The 17,666-nt window shown below is 58.8% G+C and carries 12 protein-coding genes; all 12 read right to left on the minus strand.

Features of this window, described 5'->3' with window-relative positions:
- Window positions 1–47 precede the first annotated feature (47 nt).
- Window positions 48–1,409 carry an FAD-dependent oxidoreductase gene (locus SADFL11_RS14145; protein ID WP_008195845.1) on the minus strand — a complete coding sequence of 454 codons (1,362 nt, stop codon included), beginning with the start codon at window positions 1,407–1,409 and terminating at the stop codon, window positions 48–50.
- Window positions 1,410–1,440: 31 nt separating this feature from the next.
- A complete protein-coding gene (locus tag SADFL11_RS14150; protein ID WP_008193313.1) occupies window positions 1,441–2,526 on the minus strand; it encodes an anhydro-N-acetylmuramic acid kinase in 1,086 nt (361 codons plus the stop codon).
- On the minus strand, window positions 2,523–3,872 hold the full coding sequence (locus tag SADFL11_RS14155) for an aspartate aminotransferase family protein (RefSeq protein ID WP_008190932.1): 1,350 nt from the start codon (window positions 3,870–3,872) through the stop codon (window positions 2,523–2,525). Before SADFL11_RS14155 ends, SADFL11_RS14150 begins: the two co-directional genes overlap by 4 nt.
- Window positions 3,873–4,050: 178 nt before the next feature.
- The gene (gene cysG / locus SADFL11_RS14160) at window positions 4,051–5,541 is read right to left on the minus strand and encodes a siroheme synthase CysG (RefSeq protein ID WP_081450552.1); all 1,491 of its coding nucleotides are present in this window, start codon (window positions 5,539–5,541) and stop codon (window positions 4,051–4,053) included.
- Complete coding sequence (locus SADFL11_RS14165) at window positions 5,516–8,206, minus strand: nitrate reductase (protein ID WP_008195849.1); 2,691 nt, start codon at window positions 8,204–8,206, stop codon at window positions 5,516–5,518. The genes cysG and SADFL11_RS14165 overlap by 26 nt, the downstream gene beginning before the upstream one ends.
- 49 nt (window positions 8,207–8,255) lie before the next feature.
- Window positions 8,256–8,603, minus strand: coding sequence for a nitrite reductase small subunit NirD (nirD, locus tag SADFL11_RS14170; RefSeq protein WP_008188857.1), 348 nt, complete (start codon window positions 8,601–8,603; stop codon window positions 8,256–8,258).
- Window positions 8,600–11,053 carry a nitrite reductase large subunit NirB gene (gene nirB / locus SADFL11_RS14175; protein ID WP_008192014.1) on the minus strand — a complete coding sequence of 818 codons (2,454 nt, stop codon included), beginning with the start codon at window positions 11,051–11,053 and terminating at the stop codon, window positions 8,600–8,602. The genes nirD and nirB overlap by 4 nt, the downstream gene beginning before the upstream one ends.
- A 16-nt stretch (window positions 11,054–11,069) precedes the next feature.
- Entirely contained in the window at window positions 11,070–12,830 is a 1,761-nt protein-coding gene (locus SADFL11_RS14180; RefSeq protein ID WP_008189133.1) for an ABC transporter ATP-binding protein, read from the minus strand.
- Between the two features lie 10 nt (window positions 12,831–12,840).
- Window positions 12,841–13,923 (minus strand): ABC transporter permease, encoded by a 1,083-nt coding sequence (locus SADFL11_RS14185; protein ID WP_008195523.1) that lies wholly within the window; start codon window positions 13,921–13,923, stop codon window positions 12,841–12,843.
- Between the two features lie 83 nt (window positions 13,924–14,006).
- A complete protein-coding gene (locus SADFL11_RS14190; protein WP_008195749.1) occupies window positions 14,007–15,413 on the minus strand; it encodes a CmpA/NrtA family ABC transporter substrate-binding protein in 1,407 nt (468 codons plus the stop codon).
- 393 nt (window positions 15,414–15,806) lie between these two features.
- The gene (locus tag SADFL11_RS14195) at window positions 15,807–16,976 is read right to left on the minus strand and encodes a CmpA/NrtA family ABC transporter substrate-binding protein (RefSeq protein WP_008194101.1); all 1,170 of its coding nucleotides are present in this window, start codon (window positions 16,974–16,976) and stop codon (window positions 15,807–15,809) included.
- Window positions 16,976–17,563: an ANTAR domain-containing response regulator gene (locus SADFL11_RS14200; protein WP_008193088.1), complete on the minus strand. Its 588-nt coding sequence runs from the start codon at window positions 17,561–17,563 to the stop codon at window positions 16,976–16,978. Before SADFL11_RS14200 ends, SADFL11_RS14195 begins: the two co-directional genes overlap by 1 nt.
- Window positions 17,564–17,666: the final 103 nt, after the last annotated feature.

A 17,666-nucleotide genomic window follows, 5' to 3' on the forward strand; every position in this document is an offset into this window, starting at 1 on the left:
GCGCGAGGCCGGGACAGCACCTTGCACTTGGGCTGGGACGACGGTCTTCAGTGAAGCCGGACGCCCTGACGCTTCAATTCGGTTTGCAACAGGGAAATATCCATGGCATCCAGATCGATGCCCTGTTTCACGGAGATTGCCGCGGCAACGCCTGCGCCCTGACCGGTGACCGTGCAGCACATCATGTTCCGTGTTGCCGCGTGGCTTACCTTGTCACCTCCGGTGGCACGTCCGGCAACGAGCAGGTTCTTGACACCATTCGGCAGCATGGTGCGGTACGGCAGCTGGAAATAGCGCCCGGTCGTCGGCAGGATCAGAATGCCATACCCGTCAATGAATTCCGGGAAAATGCCGACACTGTCGTCAAATCGGCCCTGCTCACGCACATCGTGGCCCGTCATGTCATAAGCGGCAAGGATCTTGCGGGTGTCCCGGATACCGATGGTCATGCCGAAATTCCGGAGCTTGGCGTCTTCACATCCCGGCTGATAGCGCTTCAAGGCTTCAACGGCGAGCATGGCCTGACGGCGCCCCTCGATCTCGTTGCGCGTCATGGAATCCGGATCGGTCCCGTCACACTCCGGCAAGTGCACCAGGTTGAGATAGGTCAGATCCCCGCTGTCATAGACGGCACCCCAGGTTCCGGAAATGGTTTGCAGATGAGCGGGAATGATACCCGCTTCCAAGGCCTGCTTGAACGGCTTTTTCAGAAATGGCGAGAACATCTTGTCCTCCTTGCCGGTGGTCTCCACCGTCCATTCGCCGCTCTCCCAGTCCTTGTAGGTATGCGGGTCGGCCTTGACGGCCTCGATGAATTTCCGCTTGTCGACACCGTTCATGGAAAACATGACAGATGCCGCCTGCATTTCCTCAACTGGTGTTTTCTGCGTCTCAGCGCCCGCGCGGTAGGCAATGTCGGCATCGCCCGTTGCGTCAATCACGCGCTTGGCAAGGATCGCTTCGCGGCCTGCCTTGCTCTCGGTAATGATGCCCTTGATCTCGTTGCCGTCCATGATCGGGGCCGCAAAGGCACGATGCATCATTGGCCGGATACCGGCTTCTTCAACCAGATTGTCGGCGACCAGCTTGAAACCCTCGGCATCAATCGCATCGCTGTCGGATTGCGGTTCCGGGGTCGATGCACCGGCTTCGCGCGCGCGGCTTTCGAATTCCCGGCCCACGCCTTCTGTGTCGACGGTCTTTTCGTGCCGGTACCAGGCAAAGCCCTCTACGCCCACCGCCGTGATGTTGCCACCCAAACAGCCAAAACGCTCCACAAGCGTCACATCAACGCCGGCGCGCGCGGCTCCTAGTGCAGCAGACAGTCCGCCAGGGCCTGAGCCCACCACCAGAACATCGGTTTCATGAATGACGTCAACTTCGCGCGCGGGTTCCGTGATTGTCTTCACGATGCCTCCAAAACCTTTTGAAAAGCAGAACTTACTCTCCGGGCTGGTAGAGCCGTCCGCCAATCACCGGGCCATTGGCTCCGGTCGTTTCCGGGAAGGTTGTCGGCAATCCGGCCAGCAGCCGCGCGCCCAAAAACGCCATCGCCTGTGCTTCAAGCGCATCGCCGTCGATGTCATAGACATCTGCCGAAACGACGTCACCAGACAGCTCTTCCTGTAATCGGCGGAGTAACACGGGATTATGGCGCCCGCCACCACAGATCAGCCACGACTTTACACGTTTTGGCAAAAGTGTTTCTGCTTTTGAGATGGCGCCGACCGTGAACGCCAAAAGCGTTGCCGCGCCGTCTTCAAGGCTCAATCCTTCAACGAAACCTCCGGAAAAGCTGTACCGGTCCAATGACTTTGGTCCAGCCTCCGACAAAAACGGATGGGATAGAGCATCAGAAAGACGGTCTTCCGCCACTTTTCCGTTTGCCGAAATCTCACCACCAGCATCATAGTCGCCGGCCTCATGCCGCCGGATCCAATCATCCAGCAACGCATTTCCCGGCCCTATGTCGAAAGCATGCAAGGTATCACCGTCAACAAAGGTCAGATTGGATACTCCCCCGATGTTCAAAAAGCAGATTGGTTCCTGCCCACCGCCGACCAGAGATCGCGCGAGCGCCTGATGGTAGACCGGAACAAGCGGCGCGCCCTGCCCTCCGGCCGCCATATCAGCCAAGCGAACATCACCGATCACCCGAAGCTTCAAGATATCCGCCAACAGTTGCGGGTCACCGAGCTGGACGGTCTCGCCTGCGTCCGGATCGTGCCACACGGTCTGGCCATGAAAGACGACAGCGTCGGGCACCAAAGCGTGTTTCCCAAGAAACGCCCCAACAGCCTCGGCATGGTCTTCGGTCACAGCGCGGGCCAAGTTCGGCCAGGCCTCTCGGTCCGTTCCTTTCTTCGCCGCAGCTTCTAGAACACGCGTTCGCGTTTCCGGCCGGTAGCTCACGGTCTCAGCTGCGCCAAACGCACTCACCTCACGTCCGTCGGTTTTGATCTCAGCCAGATCAATGCCGTCGGCCGATGTGCCGCTGATCGTGCCGACAATCGACCAAACAGTCATAGAAGTGCCGCTGCCTGGAGGCTATCCTCCGCGATGTCGAACATCTCGTTTATCTGGTTTTCGGTGATGATCAACGGCGGGCAGAACGCCATGGCGTCCAGCATGTTGCGCGAGATCAGCCCCTTTTCGAGGAACACCGCGTTTGTCCGCGCGCCAAGTGCGCCCGGTGTATCCGCCAACGCTTCGTGGTGAAGCTCTGCCGCACCGATCAGGCCGATCCCCCGGGTTTCAACCACCAGGGGGTTTTGGGCCAAACCGGCAAGCCGCTTCTGAAAAAGTGGCGACATCGTGCGCACGTTTCCAACGAGATCGCGCTCTTCAATGATCTTCAGGTTTTCGAGGGCAACCGCTGCCGCAACAGGATGGCCGCTGCCGGTATAGCCGTGACCAAGGACGCCAATCTTGTGCGATTCGTCTGCAATCGGCTGATAGACGTTGTCATTGATCAAAAGCGCTGAGATCGGCTGATACGAGGACGACAATGCCTTCGACAGGGTCATGATGTCGGGCTGGAGATTGTATGTCTCAGTCCCGAACATGTTGCCGGTCCGACCAAATCCGCAGATGACCTCGTCGGCGACAAACAGAATGCCGTATTTCTCAAGAACAGGCTGAACCGCCTCCCAGTACCCGTCCGGCGGCACGATGACACCGCCCGCGCCCATGACCGGCTCTGCAAAGAAGGCCGCGATTGTCTCCGGGCCCTCGGCGAGGATCAGATCTTCCAGATCCTGGGCACAACGCTTGGCAAAATCCGCTTCGCTTTCGCCGTCTTTTTTCTGGCTGCGGTAATGCGGGCTAGTCGTGTGCAAGACTTGCGGTAGGGGCAAATCGAAGGAGCGGTGATTGTTCGGAAGGCCAGTCAGACTGGCCGACGCGATGGTCACGCCATGATACCCGCGCACCCGCGATATTACCTTTTTGCGCTCCGGCTGGCCCAGCGCATTAGACCGGTACCAGATCAGTTTCAGCGCCGTGTCATTGGCCTCGGACCCGGAATTCGTGAAATAGACCTTGGACATCGGCACCGGCGCCATTTCGATCAGCTTTTCGGCAAGCTCGATCGACGGTCCGTGCGTTTTGTAGGTGAACGTGTGGTAGTAGGGCAGCTTTTCCATCTGCCGGGCGGCAGCATCGACCAAACGCTTTTCCCCGAAGCCGACGGCAACACTCCAAAGGCCGGCCATGCCCTCAATGTAGCGCTTGCCGTTGATATCGGTGACGTAAATCCCCTCGCCCTTGTCGATGACAAGAGACCCGGTCTCTTCCTGCTTGCGGGCATCTGCATAAGAATGAAGCTGGACCGCAACATCGCGGGCTTCAAGTGAGTTGGGGAGCTGCGTCATGAACCGCCTCTGAGACCTTCTGGATCGATAATGACTTGAAAGCCAAGAGCAACTCAGTTCCGCCGCCCCGGCTGATGCCCAAGCTAGAACCTTTCCTTTCAAACGGGAAGGGCTGAGTCATCGACCGCGTGTTCACAATCCTCAGCAACAATGCATGTGAAGTTGCCCCCGAGGTCCATCAGTTGGCAGCAGCGGCCCGGAGTTCCGTGTCATGATACGATGCTGCTTCTGCTGCTTGTCCAACGTTGGCAAAAACTTCGCCGACCGCAATCAACACCGGACCGTCTGTTGCCAAGCTCTCCACTCCGTCAGCGAGGTCGAACAACACACCCGACCAGCTGACCGAATTCTGCCGGGAAACATTGGCCATCACCCGCACGGGAGTGTTTGGCTGGCGGCCTTTCGCGATCAACCGCTCGCTGATCCGGCTTGCCATGCGCCGCCCCATATAAAAAACGGTGGTCGTTGCAGGATCGGCAAGCCCATTCCAATCAACCGTGCCGGGCAGCTCGCCCTGACGCGAATGCGCCGTTACAAAACGAACGGATTGAGCGTGATCGCGGTGCGTCAGCGAGACGCCGAGTTCGGCGGCCATCGCAGAAGCCGCGGTAATGCCCGGCACAACACTGGCCGGAATACCTGCCATCGCCAGTCGTTCCAGTTCCTCCCCTGCCCGGCCGAAAATCATCGGATCGCCGGATTTAAGCCGGACGACGTGTTTGCCCTGACTGGCGAGCGATACCATCATGTCGTTGATGTCTTCCTGACGGCAGCTTTCCCTTCCGCCGCGTTTGCCGACAAGCATGCGCTTGGCTTCACGGCGGGCGAGTTCCAGAACACTGTCGTCGACCAGATCGTCAAACAGAATGACATCGGCTGATTGAAGCGCCCGCATGGCTTTCAGGGTCAGGTTTTCCGCATCGCCCGGCCCGGCGCCAACCAGTGTCACGCGGCCTTGCCCAGCATGGGCAGCCTCGCCGAACACGCCTTCCAGATCACAGATTGCAGTTTCCTCTGCAACAGCTTTACCGGAAAAGGCCATGTCGGTGAACCGTTCCCAGAACCGGCGGCGCTCTGCGCCCGGCTGAAGGGTTTCCAGAACGCGGGCCCGGACCCGGCCCGCAAGCGCGGCCCAGTCCTTTAGCGAGGTTGGCAACAGTGTTTCAATTCGCCGCCGGATCGCCTGACCGAGGATCGGGGCGACGCCATTGGTCGAGATGCCGATGACGACCGGTGAGCGGTTGACGATGGAGCCGAACTGGAACTCGCAAAACGGCGGATTGTCGATGACGTTGACCGGAACACCTGCGGCCTTGGCAGCGCAATAAAACGCCTGTGCTGCCCCGTCCGAGGGGGCATCGGCGATCGCGAGTGCCGCACCTGAAATCACGTCCACGCTCCACGGACGGGCATGATGGACAAAGCGGCCCTTCACGCTGCCCCGCTCCAGGAGCGTTTCGAATACCTCGCTGAGTTCTTCGGCAAAGACGTGCACTTCGGCCCCGCTGGCGGCCAGAAGTTCTGCCTTCCAGGCGGCTGCGTCCGTTCCTCCGGCGAGAACCACCTTGCGGCCTTCAAGCGGAAAGAACAACGGCAGGCTCGCCAAAGGCTCGACCCTTGTCGCACGCCGTTTCGGGCGCACTTCAGCTGGCTTGCGCGATGTCGGCATCTTCACGTGTCTCCTTGGCAACAGCGTCGAGCAGAGTCTGGATTTCGGAGCGGCAGGACCCGCAATTGGTGCCAGCTTTCAGGCAGGCACCGATAGCCTTGACGGTGGTGGCGCCTCTCGCTGCCTCTACGGCTATTTCCGAGCTGCCAACCTGAAAGCAGGAGCAGACGATTGCGCCCTTGTCCGGAAGGTCCGCTGGCGGACGGCCCGCAAGAACCCGGAACCTTTGGTCTTTGGTGGCCGTTTCAGCGGTCAACAACCCGCAGGCCCATGGCCGGGACACACCGACGGGATCCGGCCCAAAGAAGAACGCTCCGGCCAGATCTGCGCCGGTCCAGCCTGCGATCCTGAGCGCCCCAGTCGTGACGTCTTCGAACCTCAGGAATTCTGCGTCTTCGGGAAGGAGACGGGCCGCATGGTGTTCAAGATCTGTCTCGCTGTTGCCAGCCATTTCGACGCGCCAGCCGCCTTCAGTCGGGGCAATCGCCCAGTATCCAGTTTCGAGCTGGTCCGGCTTGTTTCTCAGTACCGCAAAACCGTGCCAGCCGAACTCCAGTTTGCGGATGGCAACGGGGGTGAATTTTGAGCCCGGTTGACCTGACACTGGATCTGTTTCCGGTGCCACCACCGCGTCGATCCGGCCCTTCGAGCTGACCTGATCGGTCCAGTGCATCGGCACGAACACAGACCCTTTTTGCGCCCGGCCGGTGATCTGCGCCCGGACAACGGCAGACCCGTGCGGACTTTTGACTTCTACCAGATCGGCTGCAGCAATCCCGGCCTCCCGCGCATCATCCGGGTGGAGTTCGGCATAGGGTTCGGCAATATGCGAAGACGAGCGCGGTGTCTTGCCCGTGCGGGTCATGGTGTGCCAGTGATCCCGGACCCGGCCGGTGTTCAGAACCAGCGGGTAACGCCGTTCGCGCTTGCGCGGTTCCTTGTGCGAGACCGCGATGAAATTCGCCTTGCCGTCCGATCTGAAAAATCCGCCCTTGGCAAAGAACCGCGTTTCGCCGTTGCTTACAGACGTGCCTGGCTGTGGCCACTGGATGGGCTCCAGGTCGTCGAACGCGGCAGGAGAGATGTCTTTCAGGGCACTGATGTCGAAATCTCGTGAACCGTTGTTTCCCGCGTTGGACAGTGCGGCATGTTCCCGGAAGATGGCGGCAGGACCATCGTAATGAAAGGCGTCTTCAAACCCCATTCGGCGGGCAACGTCCGCCAGTTGCCACCAATCGGGTCTTGTATCGCCCGGCAGATCCAGGAACTTCTTTTGCCGTGAAATCCGCCGCTCGGAATTGGTGACTGTTCCGTCCTTCTCGCCCCACGCGGCGGCGGGTAAAAGGACATCGGCGTAGGCGACGGTATCAGCCGCCCTTGTCACGTCGGACACCACCACAAACGGGCAGATTTCGAGGGCTTCGGCGACCCCATCGGCGTCCGGCAGGCTGTCGACCGGATTGGTGGCCATGATCCAGAGCGCCTTAATCTTGCCGTTCCGCGTAGCATTGAAAAGGTCAACGGCTTTCAAACCCTGTTTTGATGCAATCGTCGGGCTCTGCCAGAAAGACTGCACAAGCGCGCGGTGATCCGGATTCTCAATCGCCATATGGGCAGCGAGCATATTGGCAAGGCCGCCGACCTCACGCCCCCCCATGGCATTCGGCTGACCCGTTGCCGAGAACGGCCCCATCCCCGGTTTGCCGATCCTGCCGGTCGCAAGATGCGTGTTGATGATCGCATTGACCTTGTCTGTGCCGACGACCGATTGGTTTACGCCCTGGCTGTAGAGGGTGACCGTTTTTTCCGTCCGAGCGACCATCGTGTAGAAAGTCGCAAGATCATGCGGTGTCAGACCAGTTTCGCCCGAAATCCGGTTGATCTCGCACGCGCCGGCAGCCTGAATTGCGTCTTCAAAGCCGTTCGTGTGAGCCTCGATGTAGGTTCGATCTAGGGCCTCTGTTTCGGAAAGGAACCCGAGCAAGCCGTTGAAAAGCGCAACGTCCGTGTCCGGCTTCAAGGCGAGATGCAAGTCCGCGATTGCGCACGTCGCTGTTTCTCGTGGATCGACGACGACGACCCGCATGTTCGGATTGTTTGCCTTTGCAGCCTCGACCCGCTGAAACAGCACCGGGTGACACCAGGCAAGGTTTGACCCGACCAGCACGAGAAGATCGCAGGTTTCAAGATCCTCATAGGCTCCAGCAACGGTGTCACTGCCGAACGCGCGCCGGTGGCCGGCAACGGACGAGGCCATGCAGAGCCTTGAATTCGTGTCAATGTTGGCCGAGCCGATGAAGCCTTTCATCAGCTTGTTGGCGACGTAATAGTCTTCGGTCAGGATCTGGCCGGAAACATAGAAGGCGACGCTGTCCGGTCCATGTTCCCGGATTGCGGCTGAAAATTTTTCGGCAACGAGAGTCAGTGCCCCGTCCCAATCGGACCGCTTGCCGCCGATTTCCGGATAAAGCAGCCGGTCTTCCAATGACAGGGTTTCCCCCAGCGCTGACCCCTTTGAGCACAACCGGCCGTAGTTAGCCGGATGATCCGGATCGCCGGCAATTCCCACCGATCCGTCTTCTCTGACAGTTGCCAGCACCCCGCATCCCACACCGCAATAAGGGCAAGTGGTCTTGACCGTTTTTTCTTTTGATATGCCGGTCATCGGGCGCGGCTCCTTGGGCTTTCCTCGATTTTTGATTGGGTGGACGCGGTCAGCTTGCCGACCGGCGTGCCAGATCGTCGGCTGCAAGCAGGATCCGGCCCTGCTCAACCCGGACTGCTGTCATGGCCACTGCCCCTTCGTCTGCGCCCTGGGCAAGGCCTGTTGCCAGGTCAAACACCCAGTTGTGCAAGGGACAGGTCACCGAAGTGCCGTGGACTATGCCCTGACTGAGAGGGCCACCCTTATGCGGGCAACGATCATCCAGTGCGTAAACCTTGTCATCTGCGGTCCGGAATACGGCGATGCAGCCAGCATCGGTTTTCACCACCCGGGCGCCCTCGCGCGGGATGTCTGTCAGGTCGCCGATGGCGACCCAGTTTCTTGGATGCGCGTTCATTCCGCCGCCTCCTGAGTGAGCACTGCCATCGGCTTGAACTCGTGCTTGTCCTTGCCTGAAACACGCTCCGACCATGGATCGACCTGGGCAAACTTCTGGGAGAAGACAAAGCGGTCATAATAGGCTTTGCGCTTGTCCGTATCGTCCATGATCTGACGGCGGATCTCGTCATAGCCGATGCGTTTGGCCCACTTGTAGATCCGTTCCAGGTAGTGGCCCTGCTCCCGGTACATTTGCGTGAGCGCGACGATATGTTCGAGCGCCTCGTCTTCGGTTGTGACGAGACCGAGAATTTCCGTGCCCTTGATGTCGAGCCCGGCAGCGCCCGCAAAGTGAATTTCAAAGCCGCTGTCGACACAGACAACCCCGATGTCCTTGCAGGTGGCTTCCGCGCAGTTTCGCGGGCACCCGGAGACAGCCAGCTTCAGTTTGGCCGGTGTCCAGGAGCCCCACATGAATTTCTCGATCCGTATGCCGAAACCTGTGGAGTCCTGTGTTCCGAACCGGCACCAGTCCGTGCCGACACATGTCTTCACGGTCCGAAGGCCTTTCGCATAGGCCTGACCTGACACGAACCCGGCCTTGCCGAGATCGGCCCACACGGCGGGCAGGTCTTCTTTCTTGATGCCCAGCATGTCGATGCGCTGACCGCCGGTGCATTTCACTGCCGGAATATTGAACTTGTCGACCACATCGGCAATGGCACGCAGCTCCTTGGAGGACGTCATCCCGCCCCACATGCGCGGAACGACCGAATAGGTCCCGTCCTTCTGGATGTTGGCGTGGACGCGCTCGTTGATGAAGCGCGACTGATAATCATCCGCATATTCATCCGGCCACTCGCTGACGAGATAGTAGTTCAGTGCCGGACGACACTTGGCGCAGCCGCCGGAAGTGGTCCATTCCAGATCTTGCATCACGGCCGGAATGGTCGTCAGTCCCTTGGACTTGATCAACCGGCGGACATCCGAATGCCCGAGATGCGTGCAGCCGCACATCGGCGTGACAGCCGCCGGATTGTAAGCATCGCCCAAGGTTACCTGCATGAGCTGTTCGACCAGTCCTGTACAAGTGCCGCACGATGCCGAGGCCTTGGTGTGAGCGCGCACGTCATCAAGGGTGGTCAGGCCCTTGTCAGTGAGCGCGCCAACGATTTTCGATTTGCATACGCCGTTGCAGCCGCAGATTTCCGCATCATCCGGCAAGGCTGCAACGGCCGCCGTAGGGTCCAGGGGGGCGCCCCCCTGATACGCCTGGCCGAAAATCAGGGTCTCCCGCATTTCGGAGATATCTGATTGTTTTTTCAAAAGATCGAAGAACCACGGGCCATCGGCTGTCTCCCCGTAAAGCACCGCGCCAATGATCTTGTTGTCCTTCAAAACGAGGCGCTTGTAGACCCCGGCGGCGGCATCGCGCAGAACGATTTCCTCACGGTCTTCGCCTTCGGCAAAATCACCGGCCGAATAAAGATCAACACCGGTGACCTTGAGCTTTGTTGCCGTGACCGAGCCTGTGTATTCGGACGTTCCACCCAGAAGATTTTCCGCGATAACCTCTGCCATCTCATAGAGCGGGGCAACCAGACCGTAACACTGGCCATTATGTTCCACGCATTCGCCGAGCGCGTAGATGTCCGGGTCGGCCGTGCGCATGGTGTCGTCAACGAGAATTCCGCGATTGACATCCAGCCCGGCCGTCCTTGCAAGATCCGCTGACGGGCGAATGCCAACCGCCATCACAACGATGCGCGCTTCGATCTCCGTGCCATCGTCCAGCCGGATACCTTTGACATTCCCGGCACCATCATCGACGATTTCGTGGCTGTTGGCTTTGGTGCGCACATCAATGCCGCGGCGCTTGAATTCTTCCTCCAGCAGAAACCCGGCTGCCGGATCGAGCTGGCGTTCCATCAGCGTCGGCATCAGGTGAAGAACCGTGACCTCCATGCTCTGCATCTTCAGACCGGCTGCGGCTTCAAGGCCAAGCAGCCCGCCGCCAATCACAACGGCGCGGCCTCCGTCCTTTGCGGCGTCCAGCATCTGGTCGACATCATCGAGATCGCGATAGGTCAGGACGCCATTGAGGTCCTTGCCCGGCAGCGGGATGATGAACGGGTTGGACCCGGTCGCAATCACCAGGTTGTCGTAGTTGACGGTGATGCCGTTTTCCGATGTGACGGTTTTGGCAGAACGGTCGATCTCCGAGATGCGGGCCGACTTGTGCAGGGTCACGCCGTGCTCAGTGTACCAGTCGTCGCCATGGGTGATGATGTCTTCATAGGACTTCTCACCGGAGAGGACCGGGGACAGCATCAAGCGATTGTAGTTCACCCGTGGTTCGGCATTGAAAATGGTGACGTCATAGGCGTCCTTGTCCTGATCAAACAGGTGCTCCAGCATCCGGCCCGACGCCATGCCGTTGCCGATGATGACAAGCTTTTGTTTCGTCATAGTTGCCATCCCCCTTTCATTCCGCTGCTTCGATCGCGGCCTTTTGGCGGGCCATGCGCGCAGCGCGTTTTTCCTGGATGGATTTGAGTTGGTCTTCACTCGGATCCGCACCGCCCTCATAGGCTTCAAGGAAGTCGAGAAGTTCTTCGCGGTAGGCGTAGTAATCCGGGTGGGCCAGCAGGTCCTTGCGAGAGCGCGGGCGTGGCAGGTCCACCTCCATGATGTTGCCGATCCTGGCATTCGGGCCGTTCGACATCATCACCACCCGGTCGGCGAGCAGGATCGCTTCATCGACATCATGGGTCACGCAGATCGCCGTCACTTGCGTCCGCTTCCAGACATCCATCAGAACATCCTGCAGTTCCCAACGGGTGAGGCTGTCGAGCATGCCGAAAGGTTCATCGAGAAGGAGCAGTTTTGGGGACAATGCAAAGGCGCGGGCAATGCCGACGCGCTGCTTCATGCCGTTGGACAGGTCGACGGCCGGTTTTTGCATGGCATCAGCGAGACCGACCTTGGACAGGTAGTATTCGATGACGTCCCGCTTTTCCTGTTTGGACGCGTCCGGATAAACCTTGTCGACGCCAAGCGCGACATTTTCATAGGCCGTCAGCCAGGGCATCAGGCTTGGTGCCTGAAAAACGACCGCCCGGTCGGGACCTGCCTGCGTGACATGCGTGCCGTCCAGGATGATGGCACCCTCGGTGATCGGATTGAGACCCGCGACCATGGACAGAACCGTCGACTTGCCGCAACCGGAATGGCCGATCAGCGTAATGAACTCGCTCTTGTTCATTTTCAGGTTAAAGCCATCAACAACAGTCAGCGGACCTTTCGGCGTTGGATAGACCTTCTGGAGCTGAGAGAACTCGAGGAAACGCTCGTCTTTTAGCGTTTCAGAAGCCTTCTCGTAGATTGCGGGCAGTTTGTCGTCCGTCTTCAGCCGCTGGGTGATCGGCACGATGTTCGGCAGAACAATATCGCGCTCCAGATCCGCGCCGCGTTCGGCCCCAACCTCCATCAGATACTCGGTAATGTCTGCCCGCAGCTTGATGAACTCATCGTTGTGATTGAGTTCGCCGCGGTCCCGCGGACGTTTGAACGGCACCTGGAATTCCGGTCCGAGCGTTGCAGACGTTCCGGGTTTCAATGGAATGATCCGGTCGGCCAGCAGGATCGCCTCATCCACGTCATTGGTGATGAGAACGATGGTCTTCTTTTCCTGCTCGCAGATCGCGGCGAATTCGTCCTGCAGCTTGGCGCGGGTCAGGGCGTCCAGCGCGGAGAGCGGTTCATCGAGCAGCAGGAGTTCGGGCTGCATGGCAAGTGCCCGGGCCACCGCCACGCGCTGGCGCATGCCGCCGGAAAGTTCCGCCGGCTTGCGATCCTTGGCATGAGCCAGACCGACCATCTCGATGTATTTGTCGCAGATTTCCTTGCGCTCTTTTGCGCTCTTTTTCCTGAAAACGCTGTCGACCGCAAGAGCGACATTTCCCGTGACCGAAAGCCACGGCATCAGAGAATAGGACTGGAAGACAACACCCCGGTTCGGGCTCGGGCCGTCAATTTCCTTGCCCTTGAAGACGATCCCGCCAGTGTCCGGTTCGATCAGGCCCGCGAGCATGGAAATGAGGGTCGTCTTGCCGGTTCCCGAGAACCCGACGATGGCAATGAACTCGCCATCCTCGACCTTGAGATTGATGTCGTCCAGAACATCGGTGCGGCTCGCGCCTTCACCGTAAGACTTGGAGACGCCGGAGATTTCCAAAAAGGGCATCAGGGTCTCCTTAGCGGTTCGCGCTGAATGTGAAGGCGCGCTGAAGGGCAAACATCAGCCGGTCGAGCATGAACCCGATGAGGCCAATGGTCAGAACAGCAACCATGATCTTTGCAAGCGACTGGGAGGAGCCGTTCTGGAACTCGTCCCAGACGAATTTGCCAAGACCCGGGTTCTGCGCGAGCATTTCAGCGGCGATCAGAACCATCCAGCCCACACCCAGCGACAGACGCAGACCGGTGAAGATCAACGGCAAGGAGGAGGGCAGAACCAGCTTGGTGATCGTTTTCCAGGTCGGCAGCTGCAAAACCCGGCCGACATTCATCAGGTCCTTGTCGACAGAGGCAACGCCGAGGGCCGTGTTGATCAAGGTCGGCCACATGGAGCAGAGCGTGACTGTGACGGCCGAGATCAAAAGGGATTTCGACAACCAGTCATACGGATTGGCGTAGGTCGCAGACACGATCATCGTGACGATCGGCAGCCAGGCGAGCGGGGAGACCGGCTTGAAGATCTGGATTAGCGGATTGATTGCACCGTTGAAGGTGCGCGACAGGCCTGAAGCAATACCGAGCGGAACGGCGATGATTGTTGCGATCAGAAATCCGAGACCAACGGTCAACAGGGATGTACCGATCTGGTCGATGTAGGTCGGTTTGCCCGTATAAGTCCGGTGCTTGATGCGATCGGTCTTGCCTTCTGCGGCAAGCTTTGCGTTTCGGGCGTCCTGCCGCTCGTAGAAGGCGTCCGCCTTTCCACGTTCGCGCACATGGTCTTCCCAAAGGTTGACCGTTTGGGTCCAAACCTGCGCCGGCCCTGGAACAGCGCCAAGAGATGTCTGAACCTGCGGTGCTAGCACTGCCCACATGGTAAGAAACGCCAGTATACCGATCAGCGGGATCACGAGCACTCGCTTCAACTCGCCCATCTGTTCTTTCGGGCTGTCACCAGCGGCGATTTTCAGGAGCGGCACCAGCCAGGAAAAGCCCAGCGCATCCAGCCAGCCACCGGCCTTGTTGATCGAGGTGAAAAGTTTTTCCTTGCGGGCGGCCCGGGCAAGGTCCGGGGAGCTGGCTGTGTCGGCGTTGGCCATCGGTGGCGTCCCTTAACGTCTGAATTCTGGTGTTGGGGAGGTGGAGCGGCCGGGCTGCTGACCGCCGCTCTCACAGTCGGGGATTAACCGCCGACCACTTCGTTGCCGTCAACAACCTGCTTGCCTTTCAGGCCGATCGGCAGGCTGTCGATGTAGGCATTGGGCTGTTTACCGTCGTAAGGAATGCCGTCAATGATGTCGGCTGCCGGTGTCGGAGTACGGTAACCATCGCTGTCCCACGGGAAGTCTTCCTCGGCCACGTGACCTTCCTCGACCAGCATGCGGGCTGCTTTCAGATAGGTGTCCGGCAGGTAGACGGACTTGGCGACTTCGTCATACCAGCTGTCCGGCTTGTGCTCGGTGATCTGCCCCCAGCGGCGCATCTGTGTCAGGTACCAGACAGCATCCGAATAGTATGGGTAGGTCGCGAAGTAGCGGTAAAACACGTTGAAGTCCGGCACTTCACGCTTGTCACCCTTTTCGTATTCGAAAGTCCCGGTCATGGAGTTGGCGATGACTTCTGCATCCGCGCCGACATATTCGGAACGGGCCAGGATCTCGACCGCTTCCATGCGGTTGGCGTTGTCGTTTTCATCCAGCCACTTGGCAGCACGGATGAGCGCCTTGGTGATGGCGAGAGTGGTGTTCGGATTTTCCTCGGTGAATTCCTTGGTCATTCCGAAAACCTTCTCTGGATTGTTTTTCCAGATCTCGTAGTCGGTGATCACCGGAACGCCGATGCCCTTGAACACTGCTTGCTGGTTCCAGGGTTCGCCGACGCAATAGCCGTAAATCGTACCGGCTTCGAGTGTCGCCGGCATTTGCGGCGGTGGGGTCACGGACAAAAGCGCTTCCCCCATGATCTGACCGGAGATGTCCGTCTCGGAATAAAAGCCTGGGTGGATATCACCAGAGGCGAGCCAGTAGCGCAGCTCATAGTTGTGCGTGGAAACCGGGAAAACCATACCCATGTTGAATGGCTTGCCTTCGTCGATGAACTTTTCGACGACCGGCTTTAGGGCTGCCGCGCTGATTGGGTGCTGCGGACGGCCATCATCCATTTTCGGGATGTTCGGCTTCATCATTTCCCAGATTTCGTTGGAAACGGTGATGCCGTTGCCGTTGAGATCCATGGAGAACGGGGTGACAATATGGGCCTTGGTGCCGAAGCCGATGGTGGCAGCCAGCGGCTGACCAGCCAGCATGTGGGCTCCGTCCAGTTCGCCGGTGATGACCCGGTCAAGAAGAACCTTCCAGTTGGCCTGGGGCTCAAGCGTAACGAAGAGGCCCTCGTCTTCAAAGTAGCCAAGCTCATAGGCAACGGCGAGCGGGGCCATATCGGTCAGCTTAATAAAGCCAAAGGTCAGCTCATCTTTTTCAACATCGAGCATATCAGCCATAGCCCCGGTCGCCGGGGCCAGAGCTGTTACGGCCAGCAAAGTGCCAAGTGCGGTCCGCCGGGTGAATTTGAGTGTATCTCTGAGTTTCACGTCCTGTCCCTCGCAGTTCTTTTTGTGCTGCAGCGCAGCATTGGAAGGTCAAAGAAAAAGCCGCCGACTGATCCTGCGGGCCTTTGGGAGGAGGAACCTGCAAGTCAGAACGGCGGCTTTGCCTGAACGCCCGCCAATGGGCGCGATATCGTGAGGCCAACGTCGGCCTTGTTTTTACTGTTAGCAGGAAGCGTGCCAAACGCTGCGTTTTGTAATTTCCTTATATTTTCCAATGCCGCATGCACCTGAACCCGAACATGCGCCTATTGCCACCGCATCAATTTCTGGCCAATTTCGGAGGCATTTGATGCTTTTTTGTGCATCGCAACAGAAATCATTGGGCAAGCCAAAGGCGCGTTCTGCATCACAAGCTGCCGATAGATGTTCCACCCTTCATACCGTCCCCATATCAAACAGACGGATGGTTTGTGCGCCCTCATCCGGGCCAATACCTAGAGCCTCTTCATAGAGAGCTGGAGAAAAGATTGCCGCTGCTTCCCTATCCGCTTTCGGATCAGACACGGCCTGCCCCCAACGAACCATCTGACTGTAGAACCAGACACCTTGCGCGGGCGAGGGCGCGGCACGGGCTCCGCCGGAGAAAGTTAGAAAATCCGGTATGCTCTTGCGTGTGTTTTGACCAAGTCTCATGTCTCCGCCGAGCGCGGGCAAGCAGAGCCCGGGGGAACAGGCGAGAAAGTTAGGCCCTGCCAGTAACTTTGCAAGTTCGTTCAAATTTTCAGGCCGGGCGCACCAATCGGCGGCGTCCGATATAGCCCTCATCAGTGCGGACAAGGTACCTGGATGGGCGTTCGCCCACTTCCGGGTGACACCGAGAACCTTTTCCGGGCTGTCAGGCCAAATGGCCTGTTTGTAGGTTGCAATTCGGCCTGTCCCAGCCTGAACTGCTGCCGTGTTCCAGGGTTCGCCAACACAATAGCCATCCAGTTGGCCTGTAGCGAGCGCATCGGCCATCAGCTGCGGCGGTAGTACGGAGATCTCGACATCCGTGTCCGGATCGAGCCCCGCGGCAGCGAGCCAATAGCGAAGCTCATACGCATGACCAGAAAAGGGATGAACAACACCAAACCGTAGCAAACTGTCACCGTTTTCACGGCGCTTTGAGAGCACTTTGGCGAGAGCGGACCCGGTGGAGGTCGGATCACCATCCGGATCGGCGCCAAAACCGGCCATTTGCCGCCAAACAGGGATTGCCACCGTAATTGCGTTCCCTCCGAGCCCCAGCACCATCGGTGCCAGCATGGGGACTGCCAGACTGGTCAGGTTGAGACTCGCCGCAATCGGCATGGGAGCCAGCATGTGCGCCACATCGAAGTGGCCGACAGCCAGCCGGTCGCGGATGTTTGCCCAGGAGGTTTCCCGGATAAGCTGGAGTGCAATGCCTTCTCGTTCGGCAAAGCCCTTTTCCTTTGCCGCCACCAACACAGCGCTGTCGAGCAGCGGTATGAACCCGGCAATCACCGGTGTCAGTTTGGTGCCCATATTCTCCTGCTCTCCCCGATAGCCGCCCCTCCCTGGCGTTTCGTTTTTTTGTGCATCCATCAGTCTCCCAGCAGCCCGCTGGCAATGACCAGACTTTGCGCGACTTCAATAATCTTCCGGCTTTGGTTCATCGCCGTCTTGCGCAGGAGGTCAAAGGCCTCCTGTTCCGTGAGATTTTTCGACTTCATGAGAATGCCCTTGGCGCGGTCTATGGTCTTCCGGTCCGCCAACTCGTTGCGGGCGTCTTCCAGATCCTGGGTAAGTTTTGAAAATGCGCGGAAACGGCTGATGGCCATATCCAGGATCGGCTTGACGCGTTCCCGCTTCAATCCATCAACAATGTAGGCGGAAACACCGGCATCAACTGCTGCCTCTATCGATTGGCTGTCTGCCTTATCGACAAACATTGCAATCGGACGCTGCACAGCCCGCGACACCTGGAACATGTGTTCCAGCCGGTCGCGGTTGGGGTTTTCCAGGTCAATAACAATGACGTCCGGGTTAATCTCCGCGATCTGGCGGACAAGCCCCTCCATTTGATGCACAAGAATGACTTTCTCATGCCCTGCGTCGCGCAATCCCTCTTCAATGATGGATGCCCGGATCTTGTTGTCATCGATGACAAGTATGGATAGCCCGCCCCTCATGCCCGCATTATGCGCAAGGTCATTTTTTATGCAACGCAGAAATGCTGCAGCGCGGCATCAATACACAATCGCATCTTCTTGCGGCGTGATCGCTGCCGGGCTA

The organism is Roseibium alexandrii DFL-11 (assembly GCF_000158095.2).
GTDB classification, from domain to species: Bacteria; Pseudomonadota; Alphaproteobacteria; order Rhizobiales; family Stappiaceae; genus Roseibium; species Roseibium alexandrii.